Source organism: Seonamhaeicola sp. ABD4_175, from assembly GCF_056160885.1.
In genome coordinates this window covers 214,652-231,645 of record NZ_JBSWYC010000004.1, presented here as the reverse complement: position 1 = coordinate 231,645, position 16,994 = coordinate 214,652, and the positions used below count along the sequence as shown (strand labels likewise).

13 protein-coding genes are annotated in these 16,994 nt (G+C 32.2%); 7 read left to right on the top strand and 6 right to left on the bottom strand.

What is annotated here, in order from left to right:
• Positions 1-55 precede the first annotated feature (55 nt).
• From ACXAG4_RS13665 to ACXAG4_RS13645, 5 genes are all read left to right on the top strand, one after another.
• A complete protein-coding gene (locus ACXAG4_RS13665) occupies positions 56-394 on the top strand; it encodes a DUF4870 domain-containing protein (protein ID WP_475296643.1) in 339 nt (112 codons plus the stop codon).
• A gap of 215 nt (positions 395-609) precedes the next feature.
• Entirely contained in the window at positions 610-3,435 is a 2,826-nt protein-coding gene (locus ACXAG4_RS13660) for a sensor histidine kinase (RefSeq protein ID WP_475296642.1), read from the top strand.
• Positions 3,436-3,438: 3 nt separating this feature from the next.
• Positions 3,439-4,191 (top strand): LytR/AlgR family response regulator transcription factor, encoded by a 753-nt coding sequence (locus tag ACXAG4_RS13655; RefSeq protein ID WP_475296641.1) that lies wholly within the window; start codon positions 3,439-3,441, stop codon positions 4,189-4,191.
• 113 nt (positions 4,192-4,304) lie between these two features.
• Positions 4,305-5,516: a hypothetical protein gene (locus tag ACXAG4_RS13650; protein WP_475296640.1), complete on the top strand. Its 1,212-nt coding sequence runs from the start codon at positions 4,305-4,307 to the stop codon at positions 5,514-5,516.
• Between the two features lie 199 nt (positions 5,517-5,715).
• Positions 5,716-8,499: a T9SS type A sorting domain-containing protein gene (locus tag ACXAG4_RS13645; protein ID WP_475296639.1), complete on the top strand. Its 2,784-nt coding sequence runs from the start codon at positions 5,716-5,718 to the stop codon at positions 8,497-8,499.
• 73 nt (positions 8,500-8,572) lie between these two features.
• Here the strand turns inward: ACXAG4_RS13645 and dnaN are convergent, their stop codons facing one another.
• The 4 genes from dnaN to ACXAG4_RS13625 form a co-directional block, all read right to left on the bottom strand.
• Positions 8,573-9,691: a DNA polymerase III subunit beta gene (dnaN, locus tag ACXAG4_RS13640; RefSeq protein ID WP_475296638.1), complete on the bottom strand. Its 1,119-nt coding sequence runs from the start codon at positions 9,689-9,691 to the stop codon at positions 8,573-8,575.
• Positions 9,692-9,824: 133 nt separating this feature from the next.
• The gene (gene gldG, locus ACXAG4_RS13635; protein ID WP_475296637.1) at positions 9,825-12,209 is read right to left on the bottom strand and encodes a gliding motility-associated ABC transporter substrate-binding protein GldG; all 2,385 of its coding nucleotides are present in this window, start codon (positions 12,207-12,209) and stop codon (positions 9,825-9,827) included.
• Between the two features lie 99 nt (positions 12,210-12,308).
• Entirely contained in the window at positions 12,309-12,605 is a 297-nt protein-coding gene (locus ACXAG4_RS13630) for a putative quinol monooxygenase (RefSeq protein WP_475296636.1), read from the bottom strand.
• A gap of 3 nt (positions 12,606-12,608) precedes the next feature.
• On the bottom strand, positions 12,609-13,445 hold the full coding sequence (locus ACXAG4_RS13625) for an SAM hydrolase/SAM-dependent halogenase family protein (RefSeq protein ID WP_475296635.1): 837 nt from the start codon (positions 13,443-13,445) through the stop codon (positions 12,609-12,611).
• Between the two features lie 256 nt (positions 13,446-13,701).
• Here ACXAG4_RS13625 and ACXAG4_RS13620 point away from each other — a divergent pair, with 256 nt between their 5' ends.
• Positions 13,702-14,655, top strand: coding sequence for a PhoH family protein (locus ACXAG4_RS13620; protein WP_475296634.1), 954 nt, complete (start codon positions 13,702-13,704; stop codon positions 14,653-14,655).
• Positions 14,656-14,941: 286 nt separating this feature from the next.
• The gene (locus tag ACXAG4_RS13615) at positions 14,942-15,889 is read left to right on the top strand and encodes a phosphoribosylaminoimidazolesuccinocarboxamide synthase (RefSeq protein WP_475296633.1); all 948 of its coding nucleotides are present in this window, start codon (positions 14,942-14,944) and stop codon (positions 15,887-15,889) included.
• Between the two features lie 87 nt (positions 15,890-15,976).
• Here ACXAG4_RS13615 and ACXAG4_RS13610 read toward each other — a convergent pair whose 3' ends face one another.
• Together ACXAG4_RS13610 and ACXAG4_RS13605 are read right to left on the bottom strand one after the other, a co-directional pair.
• Entirely contained in the window at positions 15,977-16,402 is a 426-nt protein-coding gene (locus ACXAG4_RS13610; RefSeq protein ID WP_475296632.1) for a GNAT family N-acetyltransferase, read from the bottom strand.
• 42 nt (positions 16,403-16,444) lie between these two features.
• Positions 16,445-16,903: a hypothetical protein gene (locus ACXAG4_RS13605; protein ID WP_475296631.1), complete on the bottom strand. Its 459-nt coding sequence runs from the start codon at positions 16,901-16,903 to the stop codon at positions 16,445-16,447.
• Positions 16,904-16,994 lie beyond the last annotated feature (91 nt).

Below are 16,994 nucleotides of genomic sequence, written 5' to 3'. Positions count from 1 at the left end.
TAACATTTTTTAATTTTAAGCGTCGTATTAGTATCAATCAAAAAAACAAGATATTATGCGACAAGATAATCAACTTATTGTAATTACGCACTTAAGCCAATTGGTACTTTTTGTAACAGGCTTTGGCAGTTTAATTGTTCCTTTAATTTTATGGGCAACCCAAAAAGAACGCGTTTACCAAATGGATAATCACGGAAAAAGCATTATTAATTTCCAATTGAGTTTAATAGTGTATTTTATTGTTTGTATTCCTTTAATTTTACTATTTGGTTTAGGTCTTTTAGGATTTTTAATTTTAGGTATATTTTCATTTATTTTCCCTATTATTAATGCCATAAAAGCAAGTAATGGCGAAATTCCAAAATATCCTTTATCTCTTAATTTTATTAGTTAGTTTATTTAGTATGAGATAAATAATTAAAACGCCTGCAATTTTTGTAGGCGTTTTTTTATTCAGAAAAAAATAAAGCAGTTACAGAAAATTATAACATGTTTTGTGTGCATAAATAGTAAGTTTGCCTATTGGTAACTATGTGGCGTTATTTTATATACATATTATTTTTTTGTTTTGGCTTTTTATTGAAGGCTCAAAACCCTGTTTCAGTAAACATGTCTGCAGTGTCACCATTGCCTGATGTAGAGTTTTATGATATTATTGAAGACCACCAGCAATATATTTGGTTGGCTGCTGATAAAGGACTTTTTAGGTATAATGGTACTATTTATGAGCGTTTTAGTCATCCTGAGCAAAAATCAAATTCCTTATTTCAATTACTTTTAGATAAAAAAAACCGATTGTGGTGTATTAATATTTACGGACAAATATTTTATGTTGAAAACGATAAATTAAAACTGTTTTATGATGCTAGTGAATTGGTAAATGGACAATTAGCGCCTTATGAAGTTTCAGAAAAATATGTAAGATTATTTACAGTAACTGGAATTTATGATATAAATATTGAAACCAAATTAGCTACAAAGCTGTTTGATGGTATGTGTATAAGTAATTCTAAAATTAATGAGACTAATTATACGTTTGCCATAAGTTTTGAAAACGGTTTAGAACGTCACCGTATTTACAAGTACAATAAAAAAAATTCAACCAAAATATTTGAAATAACTAGCTCAAAACGTATTCAATCACCAAAATTATTTGCGTTTAGCAATGTTGTATTCTTTACACACAAGAGCTCAAACGGTAATGTTTTGTGTACAATTAATCCAAAAAACAATATTGTTACAAAGCTTAAAACACCAAAACAAATATATAATGAAACTATTTACGGACTTTTAAACATTGAAAACAACTATTGGTTTTTAACCAGTTCTGGCGTGTTTGTTTATGGTTTTGAAAATGAAATTTTCACGTTTAAAGAACAACTTTTTAAAACAGAATCTATTACCGATGTTCAAGTAGATTTTAATAAAAATTATTGGTTTACAACTTTAGATAATGGTGTGTTTGTATCACCAAACTTAAATATTCGTCGTGTTGAATTATCTAATATAGACTCTAAAATTACAGCGTCTGTTGCGTTACAAAGCAATCAATTTGTTTTAGGAACCAATGATGGTAAATTACTGTTTTACAATCACAATCAGCTCACAAAAACATTGCAGTTGCCAGGAAAAAAAATCATTGGAAAACTTTTTTATGATGCTAAAAGCGAACAATTAATAGTTAGTATTAATGCTTCAGAATCGTTTGTAGTTAATCTAAAAAATGATGAAATTTTAGACGTAAACAACCGATTTTCAGTTGCCAAAACCTTTTCAAAAATTGATGACAACACCTTGTTTTATGGTAATTATCGTCAAGGTATTGTATATAAAAATCCGTTTAATCATCCTGAACAACAAATACTTAAGGAAAGTCGTGTAAAAGCTTCGGTGGTTTCTAATAATCAGTTGTTTGTATCGTACATCGACGGACTTTACAAATACAATACGCAAACATTTAATGCAGAAGAAATTACATTCAATTCTAAAAGTTTACTGGTTAATACACTAACTAAAACTAACGGAACAGTTTGGGTTGCAACTCAACACAACGGATTATTAAAATACAAAAACAATACGCTAAAACCTTCAGGAATTAAGCTTCCTGAAAACCTTCAAATTAATGCCATTAATGCCGATGGTTTAGTGCTTTGGATTTCAACCGATGCTGGATTGTTTCAATATCATACAAAAACGCACCAGCTTAAATCGTTAAGTGCGCAAGATGGTTTAAATACAGCAGTTAATGATTTTTTAATACTTCAAAATCAAATTATTGTAAGCTTGCCTAAAGCATTTTATGCGTTGCCAAAATCAGACGCATTGTTTAAAGCTTTTAAAACAGCCAAGGTTAGGGTAGAAGCTGTAAAAATTAACCACCGCGACACGTTAGTTACAACTAACTACAAACTACCATATAATTTAAATAAAATTGATATTTCGTTCAACTCAAACGGATTTCAGTCTAATCAACATGTAAGCTACCAATACCGCGTTAAACAAATAGATACAAGTTGGCAAAATATACCGCTAAACGCACATTTTGTTACGTTTAATAGTTTGTCTAGTGGCACCTATGCTTTTGAATTAAAAGCCCAAAATTTAAGTGCACAACAAGCTGTTTTTGTAACACCAATAACCTTTGTAATTGCTAAACCATTCTGGGAAACCTATTGGTTTTATGGTTTAGTTGTAGCAGCAATAATTGGATTAGTTTGGTTGTATTTTAGATGGCGTTTACAACAAAAAGAAGCACAACGTATTGCCGAAGTCGATAAAATATTAATCGATAAAAAAATAACGAATTTAAGGTTGGAAAATCTGCGCTCGCAAATGAATCCGCATTTCATTTTCAATGCCTTAAATTCTATTCAAGATTATATCATTTCAAACGAAAAGGAATTAGCAAGCTCGTATTTAGTGAAGTTTAGCCGATTAATTCGTATGTATTTAGATTATAGTCAGCAAAACGAAATTACTTTAGAAGAAGAATTAAACGCTTTAAAACTGTATTTAGAATTAGAAAAAGTGCGTTTTGAAGATGAATTGGAATATACAATTTCGGTTGATAATCAATTGAAGACAAAACAGATAAAAGTACCGTCGCTATTCATTCAACCGTATGTTGAAAATGCTTTAAAACACGGATTGTTACACAAATTAAATGACCGAAAATTACATATTGAAGCAACAATTATTCAGCAAAACAAATTAGAAATTACCGTTGAAGATAACGGAATTGGTCGCACACAATCGGAAAAATTAAAACGACCAAACCAACAACACAAACCCTTTGCTACTAAAGCTAATGAGGAACGTGTACATCTTTATAAAAACAAATTAAAGCGTGATATAGCCATAACTACCAACGATTTGTATGACGAAAACGACGTTGCAGCAGGTACAAAAGTGGTTATCACCATGCCAATACATTAAGATATGAAAGCGATAATTATAGACGACGAAAAACGCGCCAGACATTTACTGTCAAACTTGCTAACCGAACATTGCGCAAGTATTACTAGTATTGAAGAAGCACAAGATTTAGCATCTGGTGTCCATTTGATTAAAATCAGTAAACCTGATGTTGTCTTTTTAGATATTGAAATGCCAAATCAGTCTGGATTAGACATTTTAGAATATTTCCCAAATCAGATAGATTTTAAAATCATTTTCGTTACAGCGTACAATCAATACGCGATTGAAGCTTTCAAATTATCGGCTGTAGATTATTTGTTAAAACCAGTGGACACAACCGAGTTAAAAGAAGCAGTAACAAAAGCTGAAGAAGCCATAAAAGCCAACAATTTAAATGACCAATTAAACAAGTTACGCGACTCGTTAAAGCAACTCTCAATGGACAAAGTTGCTTTAGAAATTCCTAAAGGCATCATGTTCGCATCGCACAATGATATCGTTTATTTTGAAGCCGATGGTATGTACACAAACGTTCAACTTATGGATGGCAAACAAAAAACCATTTGCAAACCCTTAAAGCATTTTGTTGAGCAATTAGAACGCAACGCGATGTTTTTTAAATGTCATCGTTCGTATTTAATCAACTTAAAATATGTAGATGAATTGGTAAAAGATGATGGCGATTATTTGCTAATGAACAATCAAAAACGCATACCAATTTCAAAATCTAAACGCGATCAGTTTCTTGAAGTCATCAAGGAAACCTTTATGTGATTGATTTGAAGGTTTTGAAATTCCTTCAGAAAAAAAATCATCATTTTCAGAAAAAACCAAATTAAGAATAGTGCTTAAGTGCTTTATTTTGAAGTCCACTAAACACAATTCTTATGAAAAAAATAGTTCTATTATTCGTCTTGGCATTATGCTATAACGTTTCGCATGCGCAATTTGGTAAAATGCTTAAAAAGAAAGCCAAAGCAGCAGTAGAGAAGAAGTTAGATAAAAAAGAAAGTAACAGTTCGTCTTCAAAATCTGAAAACGCTTCAGGAATGGTTGGCAGTTCTTCAACATCAAATCAAGATGCATCAAAAACAGAATATACCGATGAAGAATTTAAAGCAGAATTAGCTAAAAAGTATCCTAACGACCAGGCAAAACAAGATTTATACTATCAAAAATACCTTGAGAAAAAGCAACAAGAAGCAGACGCTAATAAGCCTAAATCTGCAAATTCAGTAAGCGATGTTTTTCTATACATGTCGTATCCTTTTGCAATGACAAAAGGCATGAGCGCAGTTGGTGTAGATCGTGTAAAATTAAGACGCCAAATGACAGATATGGGTGATAATGTAGACTTATTGCCAGCACAAGATCCAGATTATGCATGGTTACGCTTTTTAACCACACCAGAATTAGTAGCCATGTCACCAGAAGGATATATTGGTTACGAGTTGGTTTCAGGAATGTTTACAACCAAAGTAGGTGCAGACCGATCGCAAACTTTAGAGCTTGGTACAGGTATGCCAATTTTAGTAAGAGGTATGCTAATTGCAGACTATGTGTTTGTTATTTATGCAGCATCGCACCAAGGCGGACACGCATTTAATGTACCATCGTACATGCACGAAAAAGATATTACTATTTTAAACGTGATTGGTAAAGGCGAGCAACAATTTCATGTAGAGTGGTTAGAAAAAGCAAAACCAATTGTAAAAGAGTTTGAAGCTACGTTAAAAGCAAATTATGATGCAGCTGCAAAATCAACCATGGATGCTATAAAAATGCCAAAAGCAGGTAGCATGAATAGTAATGCTTCATTAGTGAGTTTTGCTAAAGAAAATGTATCAAAAACCATTGCAAAAGATGGTGCAAAACTTATAAAGTTAAACATAGAATCTAACGATTGGAGTATTGTAAAAAACAAATATACAGGTCGTATTTTATACCGTTGGATTAAAGGCGCATTCACAGAAAAAAATAAAAATAACGACTGCTATTTACAAGGTTTTTTAATAAAACAGCAATACAATGGTAGTGGTTATGGTAGTTCACAATTTGGTGGTGTTATACATGGACAAATGCCTTACGGACAAAAATGAATTGCGAATAATTAAAATTGCGCTATTAACCTAAAGTTTTTAAAGTCTGCTTATTTAAGCAGGCTTTTTTTTATAATATTTAATGTAAGAATAATCTTCGTAAATCATTCAGAAAGAAATTAGAGCTATTCAGAAAAAAGCAAATTGAAAACCTTTAAAAGTGAAGTTATTTTGTAGTTGAATATTAATCTCAACTACAATGAAAAAAAAATTACTCTTATTAACCTTTTTAGTGTTTGGTTTTACGCAAGCACAAACCATTGTTTATGTAGATATTGATGCTACAGGTAACAATGACGGAACTAGTTGGGCTAATGCCTACAACTCTTTACATGATGCATTAAACAATACAAATATTGCTGGTGCTGAAATTTGGATTGCTGAAGGAACTTACAAACCTATTAATGCTTCAACACCATTTTTAAATCAATATGGTGTTAATATTTTTGGTGGTTTTGTAGGAACTGAAAATACTAAAGCTGATCGTAACGTTGACCCATGGTTACATCCAGTATACTTATCTGGCGATATAAACGGAGATGATTTGAATGAAGTACCTAGTGTAACATCAACAAATAAAAGTGATAATGCAACACGTATTTTGCAAATTGAGCCAACTACTGTTAATGGAACTACTTTAAATCATGTACAAGAAAGCATTGTAATAGATCGTATTAACTTTGTAAATGCTTACGGAGGAAGTGCTTTGTACAGTCACCCAAGTTCAGTTAACTATACACAAAATCAAATCACACTTTTAAATTGTCGTTTTGCACGAAACTACGCAGCAACTAGACCAGCTTTTGATATTTGGGCTAATATATATGGAGGAAGTAGTGCAAATCCTATTAAAACGTTTTCTTTACTTAATAGTATTGTAGATGAAAATGTGTCGCAAGTTGGGTATGCTTTTGAATATAGATCACTTCAGGATTATGATAAGATTTTTATAGGAAATAATTTATTTATTGCAAACAAAGTAGAAGATGCAGGAAAGTCGGGTAGTGTAGCTAGATTTATTTCTAACGGAGCACAAGGTCTTAGTGTGTTTTTTAATAATAATACCATTTCTTTAAATCAAGAAGGCGCTGGTGTAGCGGCTTCAGTAGCTAGTTGTATTCGATTAGAGAGAACTTCAGGTGGCGTTGGCGGAGCTTGGTATAACAACATTTATTATAATAATACAGGAACAAATGAATTTGTTGGTTTTACTACTTCTGGTGTAGGTATAAATTTTGGTGATACCAACGCTCGTGATTTCACACCTAGTAATGATGTTTCAAATTCAATATATCTACCAACAACACCTTTTGTAGATATTTCTTCAGGAAATTTTGAACCTTTAGCAGCTTATCGTCAAAACGGTACTATGGGTAGTTTTGGAGGCTATAATTTCTCTGATTTTCCTGCGACAGATTGTTTTCAAAACGGAAGAACGTATTCTAGTGGAACAATCATTGGTTTAGGAGCTATTCAGCATGCAAATACAGCGATGTTTCATGGTCCTGGAGATATTGCAAATTTATCTACACCAGCACCAATTGGAGATATTTTTGTAGATGCTGGTGCAACTGGTAATAATGACGGTACCTCTTGGGCAGATGCTTACAACTCTTTATATGATGCTTTAAACTCAACTAGTTTTGTGCCTGGAGGAAAAGTGTTTGTAAAAGCTGGAACGTATTACCCAACAACTGGAGGATTTACAGTAAGTGATGATAATGTTCAAATTTTTGGAGGTTTTAATGGTACAGAAACCGATGAAAATGATAGAGATATGTCGTTAATCTATACCACAAATGCTACCATTATTTCAGGAGATATAAATGGAAATGATATTGCTGGAGATTTTGCATCTAACAAATCTGATAACGTAGGGCAATTAATGAATGTTAACACAAACTTGGTAACGCTTGATGGTTTTATTTTTGAAAATGCTCATAAACCTAGTGGTAGTAATCCTGTAATTTATTTTCCAACAACTTATAATACATCGTATTTTACACTAAAAAACAGTATCATTAGAAACAATTATACGGGTAACGGATTACTGATGGATTATAGATATTTTACAGATACTATAGAATTTATTAATGTTGCTGTAAAAGGAAACTTAGTTAATAATGGAGTTTGCTTATTTCAAAGTTCAAGTAGTAATACACCTATCGATTTTAGATTTGTGAATTTAGAGTTTTCTGATAATCAATTTAATTCAGACTTTGGCGCTATTTGGTTTAGAGAAACAGGAACTTCAAATATGAGTACAACTATTGTTAATTCAACGTTTGTAAATAATCAAAATGATTTTTCTACCACTACAATTAAACATTTAATCAATATAAGTTCATCTGGTTCGTTAGAAAATGTTGTAGATGTATATAATTCTATTTTCTATAATAATCTATATAGTAATACATCTATAGTTAGTGATAAGGTTTTTGATAATTCTAAACCTGCAGAAGGTAATTTTGGAGATTTAGATATTGATAACTGTATTGCACCTACAATTTATCCTTATACATCTAATATTGATTCAGATGCTTTTAATATAAGTACAGCAAATCCTAATTTAGATGCTGACTATAAACCAACTTCAGCTTCAACAGCAGTTATAGATCAAGGAACAAATTCATTTTATAATTCAGGATTATTCGGAACTTTAGATGCATCTGGTAACACAAGAGTTTTTAACACTACGATAGATTTAGGAGCTTACGAGTACAATTCTACATTAAGTGTTGATGATGTATCTTTAAATATAAATTCAGTAAAACTATATCCAAACCCTGTAAATGATAGATTGTTTATTAAATCTACAGAGCAAACTGAAAACATATCTATTTACAATATTAACGGTCAGCTTGTAAAGCAAGCTATTGAGACTTCAAACGGTATTGATGTATCTGTATTACCTTCAGGATTATACATGATTCAAATTAAAACCTCTAAAAATGCTATTAATCAAAAGTTCCTAAGGAACTAGGCTAATTTTTAGCTGAAAAGAAAAAGCCCACTTAATTAAAGTGGGCTTTTTTATATCAATTAATATACTGTTTTTAACTATTAAGCATCACAGGCATTACTAGCATAGTTACGTGCTCACCTTCATCTAAGCCATCAATAGGCGTTAAAATACCTGCTCTATTTGGCATACTCATTTCTAATTGTACATCATCAGAGTTTAGGTTGTTTAACATTTCAGTTAAAAAACGAGAGTTAAAACCAATTTGCATATCATCACCTTGATAATCACAGGTTAAGCGTTCTTCTGCCTTATTGCTGTAGTCTACATCTTCAGCAGAAATATTAAGTTCTGCACCAGCAATTTTTAATCGTATTTGGTGTGTAGTTTTGTTAGAGAAAATACTAACACGCTTTACAGAGTTTAAAAATTGTGTTCTTGCAATAGTTAATTTATTTGGATTTTCTTTCGGAATTACCGCTTCGTAATTAGGGTATTTCCCATCAATTAAACGACAAATTAAAACAGAGTTTTCAAAAGTAAATTTAGCGTTAGAGTCATTGTACTCAATAGTAACTTCATCTTCGCTAGCAGCTAAAATTCCTTTAAGCAAGTTTAATGGTTTTTTAGGCATAATGAATTCTGCAACTTGATTTGCTTTTACATCTTCGCGTGTGTATTTTACTAGTTTATGTGCATCGGTAGCTACAAAGGTTAAACCTTCGGTTGAAAATTGAAAAAATACTCCGCTCATTACAGGGCGTAAATCGTCATTTCCTGCAGCAAAAATAGTTTTACTTATAGCGGTTGCTAAAATATCGCCTGTTACTACAGTTTTGCTTGGGTCTTCAAGCGCCACCGCTTTTGGAAACTCGTTACCATCAGCATAAGCTAAGGCATATTTACCGTGGTTAGAGCTAATTTCAACAGTATTATTGTCTTCAATAACAAACGTTAAAGGTTGCTCAGGAAACGTTTTAAGCGTATCAAGTAATAAACGTGCAGGTATGGCAACACTACCAGTGCTATCACTTTCTACATCTAAAGTAGAAGCCATGGTGGTTTCTAAATCACTTGCAGAAACGGTAAGTGTATTATTATCTAATTCAAATAAAAAATTATCTAAAATAGGTAAGGTGTTAGAGTTGTTTATAACGCCTCCTAAAACCTGCAATTGTTTTAATAAATAAGTGCTTGATACTATAAATTTCATTTGTAAATGTTATTTATTTTTTTGTTGAAAGATGCAACTTTTGTTGTTGTGAAAAGTTGATTTATATTAAGCTAATAAGCTACTTACAAATATATTCTATACTTATAAATAACCGAAACAAACTTATTAACATTTAAGATGCGTATTTTTTCTTTCTTATGAAATTAAAAATAATTCCGAATAAAGCTAATAATACTAGTGGTAGCGCTATGTTTAAGAGTTGCCACTTGGTTTTTTCTAGGGCTATTTTTTCTTGATTTAAGAAGGCAACAGCCAATTCTTTCGAACGAATGTTTATAAGTCCGTTCTCATCTAATAAATAATTTACAGCATTTAATAAAAACTCTTTGTTGCCAACCTCTTGGTTGCTAGAGCGGTCAAAACTTAAATCTGTTGGCCCGTTTCTATCAATATTATTTTTAATTACATCACCATCAGCAACAACAATCATTTTAGTTGGCGTACTCTGGTTTTTAGTATTTTTTAGTTTAATAGGTTTAACTAAATTACTGTAAACCGAAGTAAATTTACCCTCTAAAAGTACCGCTAATGTTTGGTGGCCTTTATTGTAAAGCTCGGTTTGAGGCTCTTGTGTGGCCTGTTCTAAATTAATTTCTCGTGGTACACCTTCAAGCTTTGTTAGGTTAGAACTTCGTAATAAAATAGTTTTTTCAATATTGTTTTTAAGCGTGTCAATTTGGTTAGCAAAATCAAATTTTACTAGGTTTAAATTGTTGGTAATTGGGTGGTTTGGGTTACCTGATGCTAATGGCGCATAAGGCCATTTTAAGCGCATTAGTCTGGTGTCATTATCATTGCCAGTGGCTAACATAATTGGGGCAGAGTAGAGGTCTGCAATAATACTTGGGTTAATTCTAACACCGTATTTAAAAAAGAAATCGGTTAAGTTTAAATCTCGTGCTACGGCATAGTTTTTGCCGGCATCATTGTATAAACTATCTTTTTCAATGGCTACAGCATCAATAAGCCAAAGGCTTTTACCGCCATTCATGGTAAACTGGTCTAAAACCAATTTTTCTTTTTCGGTAAAAGCATCGGTAGGTTTAGCCGAAATTATCAAATCAAAAGCATTTAAAGCATCAGCAGTTTTTTGCGCATTTGTAGCAACGCTATCTAAAGTAAAAGGCGCTATGTAATAATAATCTTTTAATTTTTTTATGAAGCTGGCAATATTGGCATCGTTTAGTTGTTTATTACCTTTTAAAATGGCAATTTTTTTACGTTTAGGATTAACTAATTTGCTAAAACCATCGGCAAAGGCATATTCTAGATGCTGAACAGAGTTTGAAACCAGTTCTTGTTGGGTAGCACCAATTTTGTTTTTAACTAGCGGAATAGCCACCGTTTGCTCATTAAAACTAGCCAAAGCCCAAGGAAAAATAATGGCTTGCGATGCTTTTCCGCTTTCGGTAACACTAAGCTGCATTGGGGTTAAGCCTCGTGCATTTAAAAGCTCAATATTTTTATTTTTTGTTGAAGTATCTTCAATAGGATTTATAAGACTGAATACAATATTATCATTAACATTTGCAAACTCTTCAAGCAATTGTTTGGTTTCGGTTTGCAGACGTCTAAATTCCGATGGAAAATCATCACCTTCTAAAAACACATCAATAACTATGGGCGATTGTACGTTTTTTATAACATTAACCGCCGCTTCGTTAAGCGTGTAGCGTTTATCTTCAGTTAAATCAAAACGTGCGTGTGCTTTTACTAAAATAAAGTTAATAAGCAATAATGCTACAGGTAAAATAATGAGTTTACCCCATGTTTTTTGTGGTAATTTTTCATTTTTAATACCGTAAACTGTTAGTGTAATAAATAGAATGGTTAGGCTTAAAAAGTATAAAATATCGGCCGTATCAATAACGCCACGGCTCATGCTTTTAAAGTGGTAACTCATACCAAGTTGCTCAATAAAATGGCTAGCGGCAAAATCTGCCACACCTTCAAAACCTATATAAAATACAAAACATAAAAAAACCGATGCTATGAATGCCACAATTTGGTTTTGCGACAGTGTAGAACCAAAAACGCCAATGGCTGTATAAGCTGCTACTAAAAATAGCAAACCAAAATAAGAGCCCCAAGTGCTTCCCATATCTAAATTACCAACAGGTTTACCTAATTGGTAAACTGTGTAAACGTATAGTAGCGTTGGTAAAAGCGCTATAAGTATTAAAATAAAAGCGCCTAAATATTTGCCTAAAACAATATTAAAATGGCTAATAGGTTTTGTTAAGAGTAGCTCTAAAGTGCCTTGTTTTTTCTCATCGGAAAAGCTGCGCATGGTTACTGCCGGAATTAAAAAAATAAGAATCCATGGTGCTAAAAGGAAAAAAGATGATAAATCGGCAAAACCATAGTCTAAAACATTAAATTCACCTTTAAAAAGCCATAAAAACAAGCCGTTTAAAACTAAAAAAATAGCAATAACTAAATAGCCAATGGGCGATGCAAAAAATGCGTTTATTTCTTTTTTAAGTATGGCTAACATTTAATAGAGTTTGTTATGTAGTTTAAAAGTTGAAAGTTTCAAAAGTAATAGTTTTAATGTGTTTTTTTTAAGCTATTTATAACTTTAATACGAAACATTTTACTTAAGTGAAGCTAATTTATTAACACTCCAAGCTTCGGGTTTTATATTAAACAGTATTTTGGTTTTGTTCCAAATATTGGTAAATGTTTCAGAGTTTCGGTAACGCTCTAAAGCTATTTCATCATCCCAATAACTGTAGGTAAAAAATAGGGTTGGGTTGTTTTTATCTTGGTAAAGCTCTAAAAAGTTACAGCCTTCAAAATTTCTAATAGCGGTTTTATCGGTTTCAAAATTAGTTAAAAAAGTATCAATATGTTTTTTGTGAAATCCTAACTTAACAATTCTAACAAGCATAATTTATTCGCTTAAAAATTTAATAGTTACAGTATCCATAACGCTTAAGCCCATTAAAGAGCTTGCACTACCAACGGTGGCTGTATTGCTTTTATATACGGCAATTTCTAAAAAATCACCAGAATTAAAAACTACCAAGCCTTTACCTTCATCATGACGTTTCTCTTCGGGTGTTTCAAAATTTACAATATCACTGTATTTATTGTAAATGGTTTTAAACTTATAGCTTCTTGCCATAATTTCAAAAGCGCGTCCTTTTTGTATGGTTTCAAAAAAAGTGCGTTTAATATTGGTAATTACATTGCCGTAGTTATCAATATAAATAACGCTACCAATAATTTGAGTTTTATCATCATTAACATAAGGCACAATGTTTTTAATGGGTTTAATTTGGTGTATAGTTTTGCCAATAACCTCTAAAGTGCCGCCGCGTGCAATATGGCAGGCTACTTTAACAAACACATCAAGCACCGGAAAACTTGTTTGTATTTTATCGTGTATATTAATTTCTACAATTTTTTCAGGCACAATTTCGGCACAAATCATGCTCATAATTCCATTATTGGCACAAATAAAATAATGGTCGTCTAGTTTTAAGGCAATATGTTGGTTTTCTTGGTTAAGCTCAGAGTCTATACCTATAATGTGTATACTGCCTTTTGGAAAACTGCTGTAGGCGTTTTGAATAATATAAGCGGCTTCGGGTATGTTAAAAGGCGATACGTTGTGTGAGATATCAACAATAGTAACATCAGGTAATTCACTGTAAATAGCGCCTTTAGTTGCGCCAGCAAAGTGATCTTTCTCGCCAAAATCTGTTGTTAAAGTAATAAGGGGCATTGCCAAAATTGTTGATATGTTTTTAACCTTCGGTCACTCAATTTTATGTATTTTTGAGTGTATCAAAAGTACATGAATTTTTTCATTCTAGAAATTCTATAAAAACCCAATTGAAAAAATTTATGCACAAAAAAATAGCTTGCTTTAGTAAAACTAATTTTTGTAAATTGTAGTAATTAAAAAATGTATTTAAGCAAACTATAAAAGCTAAAACATAACATATAATTTAAAACTAGAAATAAAATAATATAAGCTTTTGAACGAAATAATTATTGAACTTGAAGAAATAACACCAAAAGAATTTTTTGGTGCGCAAAATGCCAATATTGAACTTTTAAAAAAGTACTTTCCAAAATTAAAAATAGTAGCAAGAGGCAATAAAATAAAAGCCTTTGGTGATGAAGAACTACTAGAAGAGTTTGATCGCCGTATAACCATGCTACTAAAACACTACGCCAAATACAACAAACTAGATGAAAACGCCATAGAGCGCGTTTTAACCAGTGTAAGTAGCGAAGATTACAGTACCTCAAAACAAAGTGGCGAGGTAATAGTACACGGTGTTGGTGGCAAACTAATAAAAGCACAAACCGCCAACCAGCGCAAACTAGTTGAAAGTGTACGTAAAAACGATATGGTATTTGCCATTGGGCCTGCAGGAACCGGTAAAACCTACACCGGTGTAGCATTGGCAGTACAAGCCCTAAAAAACAAAGAAGTTAAACGTATTATTTTAACTAGACCCGCTGTTGAAGCAGGCGAAAATCTAGGGTTTTTACCAGGCGATTTAAAAGAAAAACTAGACCCATACATGCAACCATTGTACGATGCCTTGCGAGATATGATAGCACCCGAAAAACTAGCACATTACATAGAAAACGGTACCATACAAATAGCGCCGTTAGCCTTCATGCGTGGTCGTACTTTAGATAACGCATTTGTAATACTAGACGAAGGCCAAAACACCACACACGCCCAAATGAAAATGTTTTTAACCCGTATGGGTAAACACGCCAAATTCCTTTTAACCGGAGATCCGGGGCAAATAGATTTGCCAAGGCGTACCATTTCAGGGTTAAAAGAAGCCATGTTAATTCTAAAAAACGTAGAAGGCGTAGGCATGATATTTTTAGATGAAAAAGACGTTATCCGTCACAAACTAGTAAAAAAGATAATAGACGCCTACAAAAGCATAGAAAACAGAGGGTAAACACCTATTGCTAGTAAATAATTGTAAGTAAAGTTTAAAGCAGGTTACATACAGTAAACGCCCATAAAAAAACAAAACATGTATACACAGCATTGTATATTTTTTTTTAGAAGCTATTTCCCGCTTTCCACTATATCTTTTTCTCGTACCTCAAAAAAGGATGCCGTTTCAATCGGGGCTAAGCCCAAACCAAAAGAAAGTGTATTTTAGCAAAAGTATTTTTTTAAACAATAACACAATAATATTGAGCGCCAATAGCCAAAACTAAAGGCAAAAACCAATACCCATGAGTAACACAATAACCAATACCAACTTTAACTTTCCGGGGCAAAAAAGCGTATACAAAGGCAAAGTAAGAGAAGTTTATAACATAAATAACAACCAATTGGTAATGATAGCTACCGATAGGCTTTCGGCCTTTGACGTAGTTATGCCAAAAGGCATACCATACAAAGGGCAAATACTAAACCAAATAGCCACAAAAATGATGGAAGCTACCCAAGATATAGTTCCAAATTGGTTAGTTGCCACACCAGATCCTAACGTGGCCGTTGGGCATTTATGCGAGCCTTTTAAAGTAGAAATGGTAATACGTGGTTACATGAGCGGGCATGCAGCACGCCAGTATAAAGCAGGTGAACGCATGCTTTGTGGCGTACCAATGCCCCAAGGCATGAAAGAAAACGATGCCTTCCCAGAACCCATAATAACACCAGCAACAAAAGCTGAAATGGGAGACCATGACGAAGATATTTCTAGAGAAGACATTTTAGCAAAAGGTATAGTGTCAGAAGAAGATTATGTAGTTTTAGAAGATTATACCCGTAAACTATTTAAACGTGGGACCGAAATAGCTGCAGAACGCGGACTCATTTTAGTGGATACCAAATACGAATTTGGTAAAACCAAAGACGGTAAAATTGTACTTATTGATGAAATACATACACCAGACTCATCACGTTATTTTTACGCCAATGGTTACCAAAAACGTCAAAATAAAGGCGAAGCTCAAAAACAATTAAGTAAAGAGTTTGTGCGCCAATGGTTAATTAGCAATAATTTTCAAGGTTTAGAAGGGCAAACCGTGCCACATATGAGTGATGAATACATTACCTCAGTATCTGAGCGTTACATTGAACTTTATGAAAACATTACTGGTGAAACCTTTGTAAAGGCAGATGTTTCTAATATACAAGAGCGTATTGAAACAAATGTTTTAAAGTATTTAAAGTAAATAATACAGCCTTAAATAAATAAATAAAAGACCTTGTAGTTATACAGCAAGGTCTTTTTGTTTTATTATTTATAATTTGAGTTAACTTTAATGTTTTCTAGTATAAATTTTACTGTTTTTAACTTTAAAACCCAAATTAGAATAAAGGTGTATGGCAGATTTTCTGTGGTCTTCGGTAAAAAGAAGAATTTCAGTTAAAGCTTTTTCTTTACCAACTTCAAGCAGTTTGTTCATCAATTTTCTTCCAATGCCTCTGCCTCTGTGAGCTTCATTTACAACAACATCTTCAATCCACCCTTTTTTACCCGAAATTACCTTATAAGTACACATAATGGCTATACCAATTATGTTGTTGTTTTCACTACAATAAGCTAATGATATTTGGTTTTCCCCATCTAGTAGTTCATTCAATGTAACTTGCTTTTTATCTCCACCTAACTGTTTAAACAATGCAGATATTTGATTTTGAACACGTGGGCTTACGTTAGTTTTTTCTAGAATATCAATTTCCATTTGTGTTTTATTTGAATGATACAAAACGTGTATTACATGTTTTTATTTTCGAATTAATTTAGTTTGATTTATAAAGAAATTTTCCCTATTAATATTCTTTTTAAAAAATTCTAAAAGTTCAATTTGAGATTTGAATTCTTTATCTTTGAATTTCTTATTAACTTCAGAAAATATAAGAGTGTTACCCTCTATTTTGAAACCATAAAAAACATTTGTGATTTTATTTTCGTATTCAGTTTTTATGTTCATAACCTCAAAGCCCTTTATTGTTTTTGAGAATGAAATAAATTCATCGGTTTTTTGATTGTCTTTGAGTATTAATTTGTAAGCCTTTTCGTTGTGTTTTATAATGGTAAGTTTTTCGTTGTTGTCTTTTCCATTATACCATTCTCCAATTAACTCAGGATTAATTTTTTCATCATTTGGTAAGCTAAATTTTGATTCTAAAGAACAACTAATTATTAAAAATAAAGTCATTAAACTTAAAGTATATTTTTTCATAGATTCTGTTTTTAATGTTTAACTACGTTCATGGTTATTAATAGTTGCTTGGGTTTACAATTAATTTTACAAGAGTAAATCAAACTGGAAA